Raw genomic sequence first — 16857 nt, 5'->3', positions numbered from 1 at the left:
AATGGTGGCCGGCTTCGCCTCGGAACGACGGCCGGCTTCAAATCGGAATCCCCGGCCGGCTTCGTCGGAATACGCAGCGCTGCCCTCGACCACGCTGACCCCGTCCCGGTTCAACGCGTGCCGCACCGCCGTCCGCTGCTCCGCGCGCAGGCTCGGCCGTTCCGCCAACACCCGCGTCACGATCTCCTCCGGCACGAACTCACGCTGGTCCTGCCGCGCATAGGCCCGGCGCAGGAGGCCGCGCTCGGCCTCGATCATCTCGGGCGTCGCGTATATCGCCTCGCCCGCGGCCGAGCGCCCGACCTCGACCACCCCGCCGTCCCGGCGCAGCCGCGCGATCTCCTCCAGGATCGCGTCGGCGTCCGCCTCGCATTGCAGCGCCTCGGCGACCCGCCTGACCAGCTCGCGCTCTTCCATCACGGCCTGCGTCGCCAGCGTCTCAGCGAGGCCGGCCTCGCCCAAACGTCGCAACCGCTCCTGGGCCGCCTCCGTCCGGGCCGCGCGGATCCCGTCGGCGGCGATCCGCACGCCCTCGAACAAAGCCGCCCGCCCCCACCCGGCCTCGACGAGCTGGCGCTCCCAATCCGCCTCCAGGCTCGCCAGCGGCGTCTCCCGGTCCTTGCGCGCCCGCGTGCCGTTGGCGGCGGCCTGGGCCGCGCTCCGATCCTCGGCCGTGTCGAACCCGCGCTCCCGCGCCACCGCCTCGATCGCCCCGCGCCGCTTGGAGAACAGCTCCAGCACCGGCTCGCTCACCCCCGCGATCTCGAAGTTGCGCCCGGCTCGGACCGCCTCGTAGCCGAGCTCGGCCCGCAGGCCGCTCGCCAGCTCGCTCCGGTACAGCGCCGCGATCCCTCCGGCGCGGCGCAGGATCGCCCGGTTGTCGATCCCCCCGGTCGAGCCATCGCTCCGCACGCACAGGTTCAGGAGGACCGCATGAGAGTGCAGCTGCGGATCCTGCGCCCGGGAGGTGAAGTGCCGGTAGACCGCCGCGCTCACTCCGGCCGCCGGCGCCCGCTCCCGGCCCTGCGCCCCGGTCCGGGTCACGATCAGCCCGGCCGCATGCGCGTAGTCCAGCGCCCGGCGCACCGCCCGATCGTGCACCGCCAGGATCCGCGCCCGTTCCTCCGGCCCGGCGAAGGCCGCCAGCACGCTCACGCTCTTCGGCGCGGCGAACTGCAGGTCGTAGCCGACGCTGCGCCGGCCGTTGCCCGAGGCCCGCACCAGCGGCTCCCGGCTCCCCGGGTCGCGCCCGGCCGCGAGGTCGCGCAGCACCCGCCCGTCGACCTCGGCTCCGTCAGGGCACAGGCGGAACGGATCGTCGGGCCACCTCGGCTCGCCCTCGGATCCGGATCCGCGCGTCCACCACACGCCGTTGGCCTCGCCCGCGCCGTTGTCGGTGTAGTACGCGACCTGGTCGCGCCCCTCGGTGTGGCCGTGACGCAGGGTCGCCAGCGCCCGGTCGAACGCCGCCGTGTACGCCGCCTCGAACGCGGGGCTGCCCTCCGCCGCCGCCTCGGCCGCGACCTTGCGGGCATACGCTGCGGCCGTGTCGTCGAGCGGGGTATCGGGCGTGCTCAGACCGGCCTCAAGCCGGATCTGGCGCGCCATCGACTCGTAGTACTCGACGCTGGTGATCCGCGTGCAGGTCATCATCGCGGAGCCCTCCTCCTAACCTACGACGGACCGGCCGCGTCGCTCGCCCGGGCCTCCGCCCGGTACAGGTCGACGATGAAGTCCGAGATCACCTGGATCTGATCCTGCATCTCGGCAGCACTCGCCCTCGCCTCGCGGGCGCTGGCGGCGGCGGCCGCAGCGAGTTCGGTCAGGCGGGTTATCGTCTCGGACGGGCCGAGCGCGGCTTTCAGCGCCTCCTCGACGAAGAGGTACGACGCGATCCCCCGCGCCCGGGCCGCCGCCTCCACCGCCGCCCAGAGGGCCTCGTCGACGGAGACGCGGACGGGACGGCGGGCCATGGGCGGGCTCCGAACAGCGGGGCTGTGAGATCTCGCAATAGCTTAGCCGCAGACGTAGCCGTCGCACAGCACCACCGGTGCGTGATGTGTCTCGGTTTTTGCCAGGATGGGCCCCGTTATCCACAGGGGGGGGCCAGGGGATAACGGGCGGAAGCGCGGCCGTGATACCATGGTGGCTCGCAGGAATGATGGGTTTCCAAGGCGCGAGGGCGATGAGCGAGGCCGCCGAACCCGATCCCCACGACGCGTTGCGCGCCTTCCTGCGCGAGCAGGTGCGGCTCAGCCCCAACCGCAAGCCCAGCGGCTACGCCTCGGTCCGGGCCGTGCTCCCGGAGATCAAGGCGCTCAAGGCCAAGTGCCGGACCGACGCCGAGATCCGCGAGCTGCTGATCGCCAGGGGGATCACGCTCAGCCTCGCCACCCTGCAGCACTACATCAAGACCGCCACCCGCGAGCTCGCCGGCCACAAACCCGTGCGGCGACGCGGCAAGGCCCGCGCGCCGGCATCCGCCGGGATCGCGCCGATGCCCGTACGACACGAGCCCGTCCCGGTGCAGCCCGCGACCGCCGCGCGTGAACCGCTACCGGCGCGGGGACACGCACCGGGCTCGAACGCGGTCGTCGGGCACCGGCTGAGCACCAAGGATCTGTAGACCGCGACCTTTGTATCGTACGATACAAAGGTCGCCTGGCGGCTCACCGTAGCAGCCAGGCCACGGGCCGCCACCCGGCCAGCCGGCGCAGCAGGCGGCGGCCGACCAGCGCCGCCAGCCCGGCCCCGAGCATCAGCCAGGCCGGTCCCCAGGCGATGAGCCACTCGCGCAGGCTCAAGACCATCACGGCGAGAACCCCGCCGACCGGCGCGACCGTGCCCTCGGTCCAGAGTGGGATCTCGCAGTATCGCCGGTGGGATGCGGCATCCCATTTGAGCTGCATCGGGGTACAGGACCGGCTCATCTGGTCCCGCAGGTCGGGGTTGGCCGCGACCAGGGCGAGCCAAGCCGGGGCGTCGGGGCGCTGGGACAAGCCCGCCCACCTCGCATCCAGGTCGAGCGTGTCCCTGTGCCCGAGCCAGTACCCCGCGCCGCCGCACAGGATGCCGCTGGCCAGCACGATCGCGGCTGCCCACAGGCCGATCTGGCGGGCCCGGGCTCGCTCCATGCGGGTGAGATGATGGGCGGCGGCCTCGGCCACCGCCGCGCCGGTGCGCTCCGCGAGTGCGGCGTGGGCCGCCTCGACACGGGTACTCGCAGCCTCGGCCACCGGCCCCACCGCCCGCGCCGCGGCCTGCTCGACCCTCTCGGGGACAGTGTCGAGCGCCGCCGGGATGGTCCGGGCGGCCTGCTCCAGCAACCCGCCGACCGCGAGGTAGACCACGGTCGGATCGTCCGGCGTCAGACCGATATCGGTCATCCGCCGCCATGCCAGATCCCGGGTCGCCGGATCGAGGCCCAGCGCCTGGGCGGCCCGGTCGAAGTTGAGCTTGGCGTCGGGATGCATCGCGCGCTGGCTCCAGCCGCTCAGAGGCCGAGGAGCGGGCGCAGGTGCTCGAAGGCGAGAGCGGACTCGCGCAGATAGCGCGCCACGTGCGAGCGCTCGGCGATGGTCAGGCGCGGCGCGTCGGCCGCGACCGCGAACGGCAGGGCGTCGGCGTCGATCTTGGCGAAGGTGCCGGCCGGGAGCGGCGGCAGGCTGATCTCCAGACCCCCGAACTCCTCCAGCACGCGGCGTCGGATCTTGCCGCCTCGGTTCTCGCCATTGCCGTCGACGTAGCCGTGCCAGAACGGAAAGTCGGCCTCGGCCTTGCCCCAGCGCGTGTTGCGGATCGCGACGTGATCGACCCTGTCGCCGGCGAGCTCGAGCCAGCGGGCGACCGATTGGGTAGCGGCGACCTCGGACGAGATCAGGTGCAGGACGACCGGGCGGTAACCCTGGCCATCGAAGGCGGTGAGCAGGTCGTCGAGCCCCTCGCCCATGTCCGAGATCCGGGCGAGGTCGGCGAGGCTGCCGCCGGCGAGATCGTGGACGATCAGCGCCTCGCCCGAGGCGACGCAGTCGAGCAGGGTGGCGCGCTGGTCGTCGGCGCGAATGTTGTAGTACCCGGCGCCGACGGTTGGATCCTGCTCGTCCAGGAGTTCGCCGTCCGGGGCACGGGTGCCCAAGACGCGCAGGAGCGAGCCGACGCCGCCGTCGGCGTCGTAGGCGGCGACACGAGTGCCGCCCAGGCGCAGGTACTCGACGAGGGTGCGGGCGGTGACGCTCTTGCCGACGCCGCCCTTCTCCGAGGTGACCAGGACGACGCGCTTCCGCCGCGAAGCGGCCGGCATACGCGCCTGCTGAGACCGTGCCATGATGTCCTTCCAATCCACGAAATTGCTGAATGAGGTACCGCGACGCGCGGCTAGCGCTGCTCCGGCTCCAGGGGCACGGTGCAGACGCCACAGGCGAGCCGGGTCCCAGGTTTGGCCCAGGCGGTCACGCCGCAACCCGGGCAGATGTACCGGGTCTTGCTCGCCGCCCTCCTCTCCCGGGTTCGACGCGCGTCGGCCGACTCGACGTACGGCACCATCTCCCGGCGCAGATCGATCAGGTCGGCGCAGGCGCACGCGAAGCGTCCGCCGAGCTCGATGTAGTGGCTGACGCGTTGGCCTGTTTCCCTGCCGCCCGGTTCGCCGGTCGTGGACGGAATTAGCCCCACGGCCCGCATCATCCGCGCCCATTCGGCATTGTGATAGCCGGAGCGGGACGGCGTGCCGAAGCGCGCCTGCTCAAGGTGGACCATCTCGTGAACCAGGGTCGAGAGCGTCTCCTCGACGCTGCGCTCGGCGAAGTGGCTCGGATTAAGCGCGATCTCGTCCGTGACCTGGGAGCCGTCGCGCATCGTAAAGCGCGCGTTGGCGAAGTAGCCGTAGGCCCCGCGCTTGCGCTGCAGGGTGATGAGACAGTCCGGCAGCCGGCCCGAGAACAGGCGCGCGTTGAAGAACACGAAGGCGCGGGTCAGCCCATGGTACATCCGTGCGGTCGGGTCCGTTGTATCGTACGATACAATAGGCTGCGGCTCGTCTCGGACGGTGACGCGATCGCCCGGACCAGCCCCGCGGTCATCGGCCGGCGGCGGATCGCTGTCTAGGGTAGAATCGGAACTGGAAGATTCATCTTCAGGTTGTGTCACGGCGCCACCTCGTGGGAGAGGTGAGACCGGTTCACGCCAGCCACGAAGGGCCCCGGTCTCGAGCGCCTGAAGAAGGCATCCTTCAGCGATCGGAGGGTCCGACCGACTGGCTCATCCGCATGCCGCCCACGAACGGGCTATCGGATGCCGGAGGCAAGGGGCGGGTCGGATCGGCCGTCCGGATCGGAGATCATCCCCGGACTGCGTCTCCGCCGCGCCAGCACAGGCCGACCCGGAGGATGAACGCCGCAGAGCAGCGCTGACTTCTCGAGCTACCGATCTCAGAGCAGCGGCAGCCCACAGCCCCAGCATGTTCGTCGCCTGGGCCCCTCTCCGCTGCCACGAAGCGGCAGGGGCGTTCAAGCTGGTCGTGCCTGTCCAGGCATGCGCGGGAGGGTTGTCCACAGCGGGGACCCTGGGTCGGGCCGTGAGCCAGCGCTTGCGGTATCCAGTTCCCCCGCCGCGCCGACCCTCACGCGACCGCCCGGCCTCAGGCTTCACGGGCGGGCCGAGGGGAACTGGCCCTCGGTTGCCTGTCGTCGCGCGCTTGCCCGCCGCGAGGCCGTGTGGTGTCGCGAACGCCTCGGACCCCTGGCGGGAAGAGGCGCCCGTGTAGCAGCCCCAGACCGCGCTGTCGCCGATCAGCCCACGCGGATCCCGTCAGCCTGCAGGCGCTCGGCCTCGGCTCGCCATGCATCGCGTCCGGTGGCGAGGACGAGAAGAAGTGCGGCCACATCATCGCCCATCCGCGCTCCTGTGCCGGGAATCCGAGCGGGCGCGTCTACGCGCGTGCGGCTGCGGTTTCAACCGCGTTCGTTAGACCGGCCGGTCTCAGACCGTCAGCGCATGGCTCGGCCGGTGCCACGACCCGCGCGGATTCTCGAAAGGGTCGCTCGGGTGAGGTCGCCCGCTGCCTCCCGGCAGCCTTTCTTCGGCTCTGTTGTCCCCGATTCTGACAGGATTAGAACTTGAGTAGTCGTGCGGTTCACGGATTTGCACCCACCCCCCTGGTTCATGGTGGCAAGGGCCTGCTCACTTCTGGGTACCCCCTTCCGCGCCAGCCGCAACCACGCCGCCCACTCACGCGAGACGATGCGCACGATGTTGGTGTCGTTGCGGAAGCCGGTGATGCGCCGTTCCTCTACCGTCACCAGCCCGAGCTTCATGGCCTCACGGATGGCGTTGCGCACGGTGGTCTCCGCCACGCCGACGATGGCCGCGAGATGCCCGACCGAGAGGCGGCAATCTTTCCTGCGCACGGTCTCAGCCGCCACCAGGGCGAGGACCGCCTGCTCGGCCAGCGTGAACCGGGCCGCAAGCCCCGGCGGAAGCCGCCCCGAAGCGGCCCAGCGGCGACGGCGCTCCAGCGAGGCATCCGTGCGCGGGCGCGAGCCGACGGTCCTCTTAGAGCTTCCTACGCGAGCTTGGCCGATATCGCCTCCCTCGTCCGGATGACTTCCTGTGGGGCTCTGGCTCTGCGGCGAGTTGGGCCCACCGGCGGACGTCTGCCTAGCCTCAATCAGGCCGGATAGCGCCTCAGCCTCGGTCTCTGTGATCTTCCCCTCCCCATAGGCGCGCCAGAGCAGCGCCGTCACCTGGGGCAGGGTGAGTCGGGTGGCCGCCTCGATCGCGTGGCGGATCTCACATGCAAACACGTGTCTCGGCCCTTATCCACAGGGCCACAGGGGGACGTTCGGCGGCGCAGGCTGTGCGCTCCGTTCAAGACAAGCCGGTATCGTCGCGGGAATTGGCGTTCCCGCTTGACGCCAGGGGCGTCTTCATGGCTTGTGAGGAAGTGTCAGCGGCCTCACAGGCCATCTCGATTTTCGACGGGCTCCTCGTTTGGCGACGGGGGGCCCGTTGGCTTTTCAGGGTCCTACTGCGGCGCTTGCTCTCCTGAATGGCCGGCTCACGACTCGCCGAGACGAGCATGGCTGGGGCTACCCATGTCGGCCGGGCGGCACGGCTAAGTCAACGTTGCCGGTGGCCGATGACGTTCTTCTTGCCGTCTTGAGCCACCCCATATTTCGGCAGCCGCCTCTCATCGTTCGATGAACGTACCTCGAATGTTGGTCCGGTGGGGCGCGAGTTCGCGGCTAGTGGAGTCGACCGCTGCAACGGCGTTGAGGTTGGCGCACAGCGTCTCGGCCAAGCTCAAGCCGACTGATCCAACGGATGAGCTTCGTTCATTTAGGAGGACGGAACGGCCGTGCCCCTCAAGGCATTCTAGGAACCAGTCAGCTCCCTGACAGCTGTCTGGTTCCTTGAATCGTACTTTGGGCAGCTCATCTGGAAGCGTCCAATCGCGCAGGCTTGGGGTTTCAGACAGCTTTCTGAAAGCCATAAGCTGTCCGACAGCTTTCTGATGCCAAGCAGACGCGTTTAGGTTAATGCAATGCTTACCTCTAAGCTGGCAGCTTTCCGACAGCTTCCTGGCACCCAAGGGCTGCCCGGAAGCTTCTTGGAGCCCGACAGCTTCCAACGAGGTGTCTATGCCTGTCATCACGTTCTCATCGCCCAAAGGCGGCGCCGGCAAAACTACGGCTGCCTGCATCCTCGCAAGCATGCTGGCGGAGCAGGGGGCGACCGTCACTGTCATCGACGCCGATCCCAATCAGTTCGTCCAGGAGTGGGCGCAGCTACCGGGCCTACCCACCACCCTTCAGGTCGTAGGCGGTGCGACGGAAGAGACAATCATGGACAAGATTGAGGAGGCAGCCAGCATCACAGCCTTCGTGATCGTGGATCTGGAGGGCTTGGCGAGCCTCATGGTCAGCCACGCAATCTCGATGTCTGACTTGGTGGTGATCCCCGTACAGGGCTCGCAGTTCGACGCCTCACAGGCTGCCCGTCAAATCGGGCTCATAAAGCGTACAGAGAAGCGCGGGGGGAGAGCCATTCCCTATACAGTGCTGATCACACGCACAAATCCCGCGATCATGCCCCACACTCTCAAGCACATCTTACAGAGCTTCGATGAGCGCGCGATCCCAGTCTTGAAAACCCGCCTGTGCGACCGCGAGGCCTACCGGGCCATGTTCTCCTATGGTGGCACGCTGCAGGGCTTGGCAGGGAAGGGGGTCGCCAACACAGCCGTGGCAATCAACAACGCAGCCGAGTACGCCGCCGAGATTGTACAGCGCCTGCGCGACAAGCGCGAGCAGGCCAAGGAGGTTGCATGATGCCCGGTCAGCCCAAGCCTGAACGCACCGATCCGCTCAGCAAGCTCGACTTCGGTGGACTGGACGACTTCAAGCCTACGCCACGCGCCGCTCAGCAGCCGAAGCCACCGGCTGAGACAATTCGTGCTGTCTCTGAAGCGGAAGGCTTCCCCAGCCGCGAGTCCGTCCCACGCGAGAAGGCGAAGCCGGCCTCGGCCAAGGTCGAACAGCGCCGCTACCGCACTGGCCGCAACAAACAGCTTAGCCTCAAGGTTACGGAAGAGACTGCCCAGCGCTTCACCCGCCTCGCCGACGAGCAGCGCTTGGTTCTTGGCGAGTTGCTTGAAAGGGCCCTTGACGCGTACGAGACCGCCCACAAAAGGGAATGACCCTTCAGAAAGCTGTTAGGCAGCAAACAGGAAGCCGATAGAAACCAGACAGCTTCCAGTAAACCTCAAGGTGCTCCTCACACGAGACACATCAAGGTGTTAAAGGACAAGCCAAGCTCAGGCGCCGCCGTTCGCATAAGTACACGCTATGTAACGCGAGATACCGCGTTCCACGATCGTGCGCGGTTCGTTAAAGATGCTCCGATGATATCTTGTCTGTGTTGATAGGTACCGTTGCGGGTTGAGGTCGTATAAAGGGCGGTCTGCAACGAGCTCATCTAAAATGAACCAGTCTAACCGACTGCTGTGGGAGGAAGGTGGATCTTGGGGCGTTCGTAGCTACCCAATCCTCGCGTTGGAGCGATGGTTCTCTTGATATGGGGCGCCATGACGATCGCAATCCTTACAGCCCTCCTCGTCGTCATCGACCTACTGCTGACGATCCTCTACATGCTCTTCAAACCCAGTCTCGCTTACCAAGCGGGGCGGCCGTCGCCGGGTAGGATGGAGGTGATCCTCCCTCGGTGTCGCGGACACAGGGAGATCATTTCGCGGTCCTCTCGGCTTGTTCGGGCGTGAGATAGCCGAGTGGATGCGTTGCCGATTGTAGTAGCCCTCGATGTAGGCGAACAGATCGCGCCGCGCTTCATCTCGGGTCGCCCATCGTCGCTGATGGACGAGCTCGACCTTGAGCGTGTGGAAGAAGCTCTCCATCGGGGCGTTATCGTAGCAACAGGCGGTCCGACTCATGGACGGCCTGGCCTTCATTGCGGCGAGCTGCTTCCGATAGGCCTCGGCCGCGTACTGGCTGCCGCGATCCGAGTGGCAGATGAGCCCGGCGGCCGGCCGCTGCCGCTGGGCGGCCATCATCAATGCCGCGACGCTCAGCTTGGCGCGCATGTGATCGCGCATCGACCAACCGACGATCTTGCGCGTGGCCAGATCGAGGACGGCGGCCAAGTACAGCCAGCCCTCGCCGGTCGGCAGGTGGGTGATATCGGCCAGCCAGACCGTGTCGGGTCGCGCGGCTGAGAAGTCCTGCTTAGGAGATTGGACGCAATAGGGCCATCGTGACGGCTGTCGGTCGTACAGAACCGGAACCGACGCCCCGCCAGGGCGCGGATGCCATGCCGGCGCATGAGATGCTCCACCCGCCCACGGCTGACGAACCGGCCCTCAGCCCGCAGGGCGGCATGCACGCGTGGGGCACCATAGCGTCGGTGGTGGGCGGCATGGATGCGCCGGACGTCGTCCAGGAGTTGGCGATTGGAGGCCGAGCGGGCGCTCTCAGGCCGTGACCGCCAGCCGTAGAAGCTGCTGGGGGAGACTCCGAGCACGCGGCACATGAGACGCACCGGCCAGGTCCGCGCATGCTGCTCGACGAAGGCAAAGGTCACTTGGGCATCTCCGCGAAGATGCCGATGGCTTTATTTTTAGTACGTCGCGCTCTGTGCGCGTGCGGTCGAGCTCCCGCCGCAGTCGGGCGATCTCGGCGGCCTGATCGGACGGGGACGCAACCGGGCTTGGTGGCGAGGCGCCCGTCGATCCAGCAGACCGCGGCCCGGGTGAGGCCCCGTTCAGCGTGGCGCGCCACTGCCTCAGCATCGAGGGCTGGATCCCAAGCTCGGCCGCGACCTACATCTGCGGCCACGCGCTGCTCTCCAGCAGGGCGACCGCTTCGCGTTTGAACTCGGGTGTGAACTCTCGTCTCGTCTTCGCCATCCGACACCTTCCCCGCTCAGTATGAGCGTATCAGAGATGTCCGCGATGCCGAGGGAGGATCACTTTGCTGCCGCATCCCGGACGGACAGCTCCCCGTCGAGCCAAGCGAGCTCACGATAGTCCTGTGGACGGGCCTTTTGGATGCGAGTGAGGGCTGCAAGCGCCGCCTTCGTGCTCGCTTCCCAGGTCCGGTCGCGGCCGGCCGCCGCGGCCGCCTCCGAAAGGCGCCGGAGGAGGTTCCGGTCGGCTTCGAGCTGCCGCAGCATCGCGAGCGCGTCGGCGACGGCCGCGTCTTCGCTGACGAAGAGCCCGTCGACGCCGTCCGCAATGATTTCGTCAATAGCGCCGACGCGCGTGGCCACGGGCACCACACCATACGCCTGCGCTTCCAGAAGCGTGAGTGGCACGCCCTCGTAGCGAGAGGGAAGAACGACCACGTCGGCCCAGGCGTAGAGTGCCGTGAGTTCCGCCTCTGTGTGGACTGCAGGCTTGACAAGGCCGGCGAGGACGCCCGGGATGTCAGCGCCGTCGAGAACTGCGCTACCGAACGCGGCGAGCTCGAAGCTCGCCGGCTCGGCTGCCAGCACCTCGAAGATCTCTGCGACCCGGTCGATGCCCTTCTGCAGATCGAGCCGGCCGAGATAGAGTACGCGCAGCGGCGCGCGAGTCCGTGCGCGATCGTCCCGCTCGGCAGTTAGGCGGTTCAGCCGGTCCACGTCGAGGTCGAGACCGCAGGCGTTTGTGATTGTGACGATCTTGTCGGCCGGGACGCCCAGCATCCCAAGTTCCTGCGACAGGCGCTCGGAGCAGGTTAGGTACAGGTCGGTCGCGTGCTCGTAGGCGAGCCCCAGGACTGAGTGCCCGACCATGCGGCCGAAGGTGGTGTACTCAAGCAGGTGGAGGTAGTTGACCGTCAGCACACCGCGCTTGCGCAGGGCCGAGAACGATCCGAGCGCGTCGGCGGCGTGACAACCGATCACGACCTCGTAGGTCGAGAGCAGGTTGGTCAGGGCGTCGCAGCCGTTGGGGTAGCTCGCGTCCGGGAGGCCCGTACCCAGGAATTCTGGCCCACCAAAGCGGTTGAACTCTGCGTGGTCGACGAAGAAGGTCTGCTCGAAGGCCTCCGCTTGCCGCTCGTGCGGCTGGAGGTCGGATCGGCCCAGGATGATAAGGTCGACGCGGTACCCCATTCGCTTGAAGGCGCGCGCTACGAAGAAGGCGACCTTCTCCACGCCGCCGAACTCGTAGATCGGCAGCACGAAGGCTACGCGCCCAGCGCGGGAGCCGACCCTGTTCGCCATGACGGCGTTGCCGAACTTGGCACGCGCCATCAGAGGTAGCTCGGCGACGTCGGGAACACCGCGGGAGAGCCCCGCGGCGGAGCTCCAGGGAGAGGGATAACCCGCCTTCCGCTCGTCTAAGCAGAAGGCGGCGAGCTGTGCGAGGGCGTTCGCCGCGGCGCGAGGCGGCAGCGCAAGATCCGGCAGCTCGAAGCGCCGCATCGCGAGCGGTAGGTCGCGAGGTAGCGACGGTACTGCAGCAATCCAGGTAGCGTAGGTATCCTCAATCACCTTGCGGAAGATCTGCATCGGTATCGCGGCTGCGTGGAACGGATCATCCGGTGCTGGGTGCCCAACCGTGGCCCGCAACCGGCCATCCTCCGACCCGCAAAGAGAGAGTGCGGCAACGGGAGCCTCGAGAAGGTGCTGCTCGAGATCCCAGAAGGCGAAGCGCAGGAGCCCACGCGCGCCAAGCGCCCCCAGTGCGGAAGCGCTCGTCACAACGACGAAGGCACCGACCGCGTGCCAGTTCGGGAGCGCAAAGGACGCACGGAGTCGGCAGCGATAGGCTGCAAGCGACAGCTCCTCGCTCGCGTGCTCCGGGTCGCTAGTCAATCGAACCGTTCCCGCTTCGATGTCGATGATGGCGTAGCGCGGCGCGTCCAGATGCTCCATCGTCGTCAGCACACCAAGGTCGCGCAACCAACCGTGCTTGCGCTCCATGTAGCTGACGATCGTCCCGTGGACGCGAGCCGATTCGGCCACCATACTCTCGGCCCGCTTGCGGTACTGCAACCCGAGCCGCGGCAGATGCTCGCCTCGGAAGCCGCGCTGGATTGCGGCTAGCCAGAACTCCCAATCCTCGTAGCCGTCCCGCATCGCTTCATCGAAAAAGATACCGGCCTCGAACACACGGGTCCGAACGAGGCTTCCCGCTTCGCAGAGGTTCATGAACGTCTCGGTCAAGCGCCGAAACGGCCCCGAGTAGTCACCCCGCCAAGCGATGCCGAACATGGCGATATCAGGGTAGAACCAATCCGCCTCGCTCGCGTCAAGCGCAGCCTCGAACACGCTCAGGGAATGCGGCGAGAGGCGGTTGTCCGCATCGAGAAAGTATATCGCCTCGCAGGTCGGCAGCCGCTCGCACACGAAGCGGATCCCGCAGTTGCGCGCAGCGCTGAGCCCCGCGTTCGCTTGGCGGACGTAGTGGACGTTGGCGTGCGTCTCCGGCAGCGCCGCCAACGTCAGGAACGTCTGCGGAACCGGGCAGCCGTCGTCGACGATCACGATCTCCGGTCGCTGCCGCGCCCCCTCCTGATCCAGAATGCTGGCAAGGGCTTCTCGCACGAGGGCGCTGTGCTTAAATACAGGGATGACAACCGCGATGCGCGCGAGCGGATCGTACGGCCTCATGGCGCATCGCCAGGAACCTCGTCCGTCGCGGCGTACTCGGCGGCGACAGATTGGAACATGGCCCAGCTGTAATGGTTCGAGGCGTTCAAGTTGCGGGTAGCAAAGTAGACGTCAATCCTGCCCGACATTGGCGCGTTCGGCCGGTAGCGTACCTCGCCCGTCTCATTCGACCTGAGGAGCAACCACTCCGGCTGGCCAGCTGCCGGTCGCCGTCGCGGCAATCCGGCTAGTGCTGCCGCCCGGCCGCGCGGGAGGGCGCGCTCGCCGAAGGCCGGCGCCGTCCCGGAAGGGTAGGCGTGAATAGCGAATTCGGTCGCGGCCGCCTCCGGATGCGAAAGCGACACGGAGGCGCGCAGGCCCGTGAGGCTCAGCACCTCGAGCCCACGGACGACTGCAACGACGGGCGCGCGCCCGCGTGGATGGATTTGGAGGCCATGCGCCTCGGCCTTCCAGTGGATCATGGCCGAGCTGGCGTCGTCGAGTGGCACCGCGAGGGTGAGGAGATCGGAGGAGGCGACCCGCGCCTTAGCGCGGCGCGGCATCTCGCCAGCCGGCGCGTGCCCAACGCCCGAGCGTGCCGCGTGGACGCCCATCGCGCTTCCCCAAACACGCAGAGCGAGCGGCTGCGGCGGGGTGACCTTGCCAGGCCACGGCGCCAGCCGTGGGTCGCCTGCTCCGATTTCGACGCGGCTACCGTCTGCTTCCGCCTGAACTCGGACTACAAGCGGCTCGCTCAGGGGCTCGTTCAGCACCGGGCAGTCGAAGCGGTTCCAGCCGTCGCGGAGGGCGGTTTTCGGAACGCGCCAGACGGCGATCTGCCGTCCCGTCTCCTTACCATTGAGTTCGATGCGGACGACCGTGCTGCTGAGACTAGGCTGCGACCTGAAGATAAGGTCGAGGCCATGCAGCGCGTCACCGCGCTCACCGATCCATTGCTGGATAGGGCGGGTGGTAAGCGGGCGGAACCGCCCATCCGGCGGAATCTGGAAGACAAGAGCCGCAGCGATCCCCGCCACCGCGCGGCTCTCGACTGACCGCAGCGACGCCTCCGACCGCTCGAGCGCCATGCGTAAGCGGCCGAGCTGAAGGACCGCGCGGCTTGATTCGAGCGCGCTCGCCCCAGCGAGTTCCCCGAGCCGACCGACCATCCAGGCGACGAGCGCGCGGTCGTTAGCGGCACTAGCGTCGAAATGCGCCGCGTGCTTCGAGACTGGTAGCGCAAGCGCCTGCGCCGCAGCTTCGAGGGTGCCGCGCAGGGCGGGGTCAACCACCCCGAAGACGCATCCCGCGATCATAGCCCCCTCGGCCAGCATCGGTTTAGAACCGGAGGGTGCGGTGCGCGATACCGCGCTGCCGCGAAGCGTCAGCAACGTGTCGACAGGCACCGTCCGCACAACCGCGGAGAAGCCGAGATCGGCGAGCCGCGCCTCGATATCTGGACTGACGAGGAAGGTCACAAGCATCACAGACCGTAATACTGGGCGGATCGTTTCGGGCGCGCTCCCAGGAATAGAATGATGCCACGCAATATCTGGGAGGCCAGCTGGGTCAACGCTGCGCGAATTGTGCCCACGCCGTCCGCAAGATGGTATCGAGTTCGGAATGCTGAGCGATGAACCCAATCGCATCCCGCGCGGCAGAAACGTCTGCGAGGAGGGCCGGCGGGTCGCCCGCGCGGCGGGGTCGCATCGCGTAGGGCACATTGCGACCGGTGACGCGTTGGACTCCGTCTAGGATCTCGCGAATCGAAACGCCGCGCCCAGTCCCAAGATTCAGTTTCAACGCCGCTGCGCCGCCGGTAAGTGCCCGCAGAGCTGCGACATGGCCCGCCGCAAGGTCAGAGACGTGGATGTAGTCACGGATGCACGTCCCATCCGGCGTCGGGTAATCGTCCCCGAACACCTCCACCGTGGGGATCAGGCCGGCGGCGGCCATGAGGCAACGTGGAATGAGGTGCGTCTCCGGATCGTGTTCCTCAGCAAGCTCGCCCTCTAGATCGGCGCCGCAGGCGTTAAAGTAGCGCAATGCGGCGTAGCGCAGGCCGTAGGCATGGCCAAAATCCTCAAGAATCCGCTCTACCATCAGCTTCGAGGCGCCGTAGGGGTTGATTGGTTGCTGCGGAGTCGTCTCCCGGATCGGTAGGGTCTCCGGAATCCCGTAGGTCGCACAGGTACTGGAGAAGACGATCGTCCCAATCTGCTGCTTCAGCATCTCGGAGAGCAGTGTCAAAGTGCCCACAACGTTGTTGCGGTAGTAGCGGGCGGGTTCGGCAACCGACTCTCCGACGTAGGCCAAGGCGGCGAAGTGGATCACCGCCTCAGGCTTCCAGCGCCGAAGGGTTTCGGCGAGCCGCTCGCCGTCGCGGATATCACCGACGACGAGGTCGCCCCAGCGGACGTTGTGGCGGTGGCCCGAGGAGAGGTTATCGTAAACGACGCACTCAATGCCATCCGCAGCGAGCCGCTTGCAGGTGTGGCTGCCGATGTAGCCGGCGCCGCCCGTCACGAGAACGCGCCGCGCCACATTCATAGGCTCACTTCCTTCTCAGCGCTCAGGAATCCATCGAAGTAGGCGATGGTCTTCTTAAGCCCATCCTCAAGGGCCACCTGAGGCGCCCAGCCAAGGACCTTGTGGGCCATCGTGATGTCGGGCCGGCGCTGCTTTGGGTCGTCGGGTGGCAGCGGGCGCGAGACGATCTTCGAGCGCGAGCCGACGAGCTCAATCACGGTCTCGGCGAGCGAGCGGATGGTGAACTCAGCTGGGTTGCCGATGTTGATTGGCCCCGTCACGTCCGGCCCCGTCTCCATCATGCGCAGGAAACCTTCGACTAGATCGTCGACGTAGCAGAACGAGCGGGTCTGTAGGCCCTCGCCGTAGACGGTGATGTCCTCGCCGCGCAACGCCTGGACGACGAAATTCGAGACCACTCGCCCGTCGTTGGGGTGCATGCGCGGCCCGTAGGTGTTGAAGATGCGCACCACCTTCACCCCGAGCCCGTGCTGACGCCGGTAATCGAAAAACAGCGTCTCGGCGCAGCGCTTGCCCTCGTCATAGCACGAGCGGAAGCCGATGGGGTTGACGCGGCCCCAGTACTCCTCGGTCTGCGGATGGACCTCGGGGTCGCCGTACACCTCGGAGGTCGAAGCCTGGAGTATCTTGGCCTTCACCCGCTTGGCCAAGCCGAGCATGTTGATCGCACCAATCACGCTTGTCTTAGTCGTCTGCACTGGGTCGAATTGGTAGTGTACTGGCGAGGCCGGGCAGGCGAGGTTGTAAATCTCGTCTACCTCGACGAAGAGGGGATGCGTCACGTCGTGGCGCAAAAGTTCGAACTTGGATCCACCGAGGAGGTGCGTGATGTTCCTGCGCGTTCCGGTGAAAAAGTTATCGACACAGAGTACTTCATGTCCCTGTTCAACTAACCGTTCGCACAGATGTGAACCAAGAAAGCCGGCTCCGCCCGTGACGAGAATCTTCTTTGACTTGCCATAACGCATCTTAAGTCGCGGCCCTCTCGCATCGCGCCTCTTTGCGCCGAAACCAGTGTGTCTATCACACCCATTCCCGCCAGCATAGTGTTCGACTGGCGTAGTACACGAATCGTCGATCGAGCGCGCCCAGCCCAGTTGACCGAGGGCCGCGGTCTGATCCAAAGACGGTGGCTGTATATTTAAGGGAACACCAGTCGCGGTGCGTCCGGCCGCAAAGCGGCGGGACGGCTTGCGCCAAAGCCCGGCGCGGTTGCGG

13 protein-coding genes and 1 pseudogene are annotated in these 16857 nt (G+C 67.1%); 3 read left to right on the top strand and 11 right to left on the bottom strand.

Annotated features, from left to right (window positions below):
- Positions 1 to 1653, bottom strand: a 1653-nt coding sequence (gene mobF / locus K2Y56_RS25555) for a MobF family relaxase (protein WP_292514748.1), incomplete at its 3' end; no start/stop codon positions are given.
- A gap of 20 nt (positions 1654 to 1673) precedes the next feature.
- Positions 1674 to 1973: a hypothetical protein gene (locus tag K2Y56_RS25550; protein WP_292514746.1), complete on the bottom strand. Its 300-nt coding sequence runs from the start codon at positions 1971 to 1973 to the stop codon at positions 1674 to 1676.
- Between the two features lie 185 nt (positions 1974 to 2158).
- Here K2Y56_RS25550 and K2Y56_RS25545 point away from each other — a divergent pair, with 185 nt between their 5' ends.
- The gene (locus tag K2Y56_RS25545; RefSeq protein WP_292514743.1) at positions 2159 to 2626 is read left to right on the top strand and encodes a hypothetical protein; all 468 of its coding nucleotides are present in this window, start codon (positions 2159 to 2161) and stop codon (positions 2624 to 2626) included.
- 43 nt (positions 2627 to 2669) lie between these two features.
- Here the strand turns inward: K2Y56_RS25545 and K2Y56_RS25540 are convergent, their stop codons facing one another.
- The 4 genes from K2Y56_RS25540 to K2Y56_RS25525 form a co-directional block, all read right to left on the bottom strand.
- On the bottom strand, positions 2670 to 3473 hold the full coding sequence (locus tag K2Y56_RS25540; RefSeq protein ID WP_292514741.1) for a hypothetical protein: 804 nt from the start codon (positions 3471 to 3473) through the stop codon (positions 2670 to 2672).
- 20 nt (positions 3474 to 3493) lie between these two features.
- Positions 3494 to 4324, bottom strand: coding sequence for a P-loop NTPase (locus tag K2Y56_RS25535; protein WP_292514738.1), 831 nt, complete (start codon positions 4322 to 4324; stop codon positions 3494 to 3496).
- A 50-nt stretch (positions 4325 to 4374) separates the two neighbouring features.
- On the bottom strand, positions 4375 to 4986 hold the full coding sequence (locus K2Y56_RS25530) for a SprT-like domain-containing protein (RefSeq protein WP_292514735.1): 612 nt from the start codon (positions 4984 to 4986) through the stop codon (positions 4375 to 4377).
- Positions 4987 to 5984: 998 nt separating this feature from the next.
- Entirely contained in the window at positions 5985 to 6800 is an 816-nt protein-coding gene (locus K2Y56_RS25525; RefSeq protein WP_292514694.1) for a helix-turn-helix domain-containing protein, read from the bottom strand.
- Positions 6801 to 7637: 837 nt separating this feature from the next.
- On the opposite strand from K2Y56_RS25525, the gene K2Y56_RS25520 reads away from it, so the two are divergent.
- Positions 7638 to 8327: a ParA family protein gene (locus K2Y56_RS25520; RefSeq protein WP_292514692.1), complete on the top strand. Its 690-nt coding sequence runs from the start codon at positions 7638 to 7640 to the stop codon at positions 8325 to 8327.
- Positions 8324 to 8695: a stability/partitioning determinant gene (locus K2Y56_RS25515; RefSeq protein ID WP_292514689.1), complete on the top strand. Its 372-nt coding sequence runs from the start codon at positions 8324 to 8326 to the stop codon at positions 8693 to 8695. Before K2Y56_RS25520 ends, K2Y56_RS25515 begins: the two co-directional genes overlap by 4 nt.
- 544 nt (positions 8696 to 9239) lie before the next feature.
- Here the strand turns inward: K2Y56_RS25515 and K2Y56_RS25510 are convergent.
- From K2Y56_RS25510 to K2Y56_RS25490, 5 genes and pseudogenes are all read right to left on the bottom strand, one after another.
- Positions 9240 to 10417: pseudogene (locus K2Y56_RS25510) on the bottom strand (IS3 family transposase).
- 59 nt (positions 10418 to 10476) lie between these two features.
- Positions 10477 to 13110 (bottom strand): glycosyltransferase, encoded by a 2634-nt coding sequence (locus tag K2Y56_RS25505; protein ID WP_292514686.1) that lies wholly within the window; start codon positions 13108 to 13110, stop codon positions 10477 to 10479.
- Positions 13107 to 14573, bottom strand: coding sequence for a DUF6212 domain-containing protein (locus K2Y56_RS25500; protein WP_292514683.1), 1467 nt, complete (start codon positions 14571 to 14573; stop codon positions 13107 to 13109). The genes K2Y56_RS25505 and K2Y56_RS25500 overlap by 4 nt, the downstream gene beginning before the upstream one ends.
- 85 nt (positions 14574 to 14658) lie before the next feature.
- The gene (gene galE / locus K2Y56_RS25495; RefSeq protein WP_292514680.1) at positions 14659 to 15639 is read right to left on the bottom strand and encodes a UDP-glucose 4-epimerase GalE; all 981 of its coding nucleotides are present in this window, start codon (positions 15637 to 15639) and stop codon (positions 14659 to 14661) included.
- Complete coding sequence (locus tag K2Y56_RS25490; RefSeq protein WP_292514751.1) at positions 15636 to 16607, bottom strand: UDP-glucuronic acid decarboxylase family protein; 972 nt, start codon at positions 16605 to 16607, stop codon at positions 15636 to 15638. The genes galE and K2Y56_RS25490 overlap by 4 nt, the downstream gene beginning before the upstream one ends.
- Between the last annotated feature and the right edge of the window lie 250 nt (positions 16608 to 16857).

It is taken from the genome of Methylobacterium sp., from assembly GCF_019745455.1.
In the GTDB taxonomy this organism is placed as follows: domain Bacteria; phylum Pseudomonadota; class Alphaproteobacteria; order Rhizobiales; family Beijerinckiaceae; genus Methylobacterium.
This window is presented reverse-complemented; position numbering and strand designations above follow the sequence as displayed.

Coding starts and splice junctions, on each gene's coding strand:
- K2Y56_RS25550 (WP_292514746.1), bottom strand. CDS start 1,973: ATGGCCCGCCGTCCCGTCCGCGTCTCCGTCGACGAGGCCCTCTGGGCG.
- K2Y56_RS25545 (WP_292514743.1), top strand. CDS start 2,159: ATGATGGGTTTCCAAGGCGCGAGGGCGATGAGCGAGGCCGCCGAACCC.
- K2Y56_RS25540 (WP_292514741.1), bottom strand. CDS start 3,473: ATGCATCCCGACGCCAAGCTCAACTTCGACCGGGCCGCCCAGGCGCTG.
- K2Y56_RS25535 (WP_292514738.1), bottom strand. CDS start 4,324: ATGGCACGGTCTCAGCAGGCGCGTATGCCGGCCGCTTCGCGGCGGAAG.
- K2Y56_RS25530 (WP_292514735.1), bottom strand. CDS start 4,986: ATGTACCATGGGCTGACCCGCGCCTTCGTGTTCTTCAACGCGCGCCTG.
- K2Y56_RS25520 (WP_292514692.1), top strand. CDS start 7,638: ATGCCTGTCATCACGTTCTCATCGCCCAAAGGCGGCGCCGGCAAAACT.
- K2Y56_RS25515 (WP_292514689.1), top strand. CDS start 8,324: ATGATGCCCGGTCAGCCCAAGCCTGAACGCACCGATCCGCTCAGCAAG.
- K2Y56_RS25505 (WP_292514686.1), bottom strand. CDS start 13,110: ATGAGGCCGTACGATCCGCTCGCGCGCATCGCGGTTGTCATCCCTGTA.
- K2Y56_RS25500 (WP_292514683.1), bottom strand. CDS start 14,573: ATGCTTGTGACCTTCCTCGTCAGTCCAGATATCGAGGCGCGGCTCGCC.
- galE (WP_292514680.1), bottom strand. CDS start 15,639: ATGAATGTGGCGCGGCGCGTTCTCGTGACGGGCGGCGCCGGCTACATC.
- K2Y56_RS25490 (WP_292514751.1), bottom strand. CDS start 16,607: ATGCGTTATGGCAAGTCAAAGAAGATTCTCGTCACGGGCGGAGCCGGC.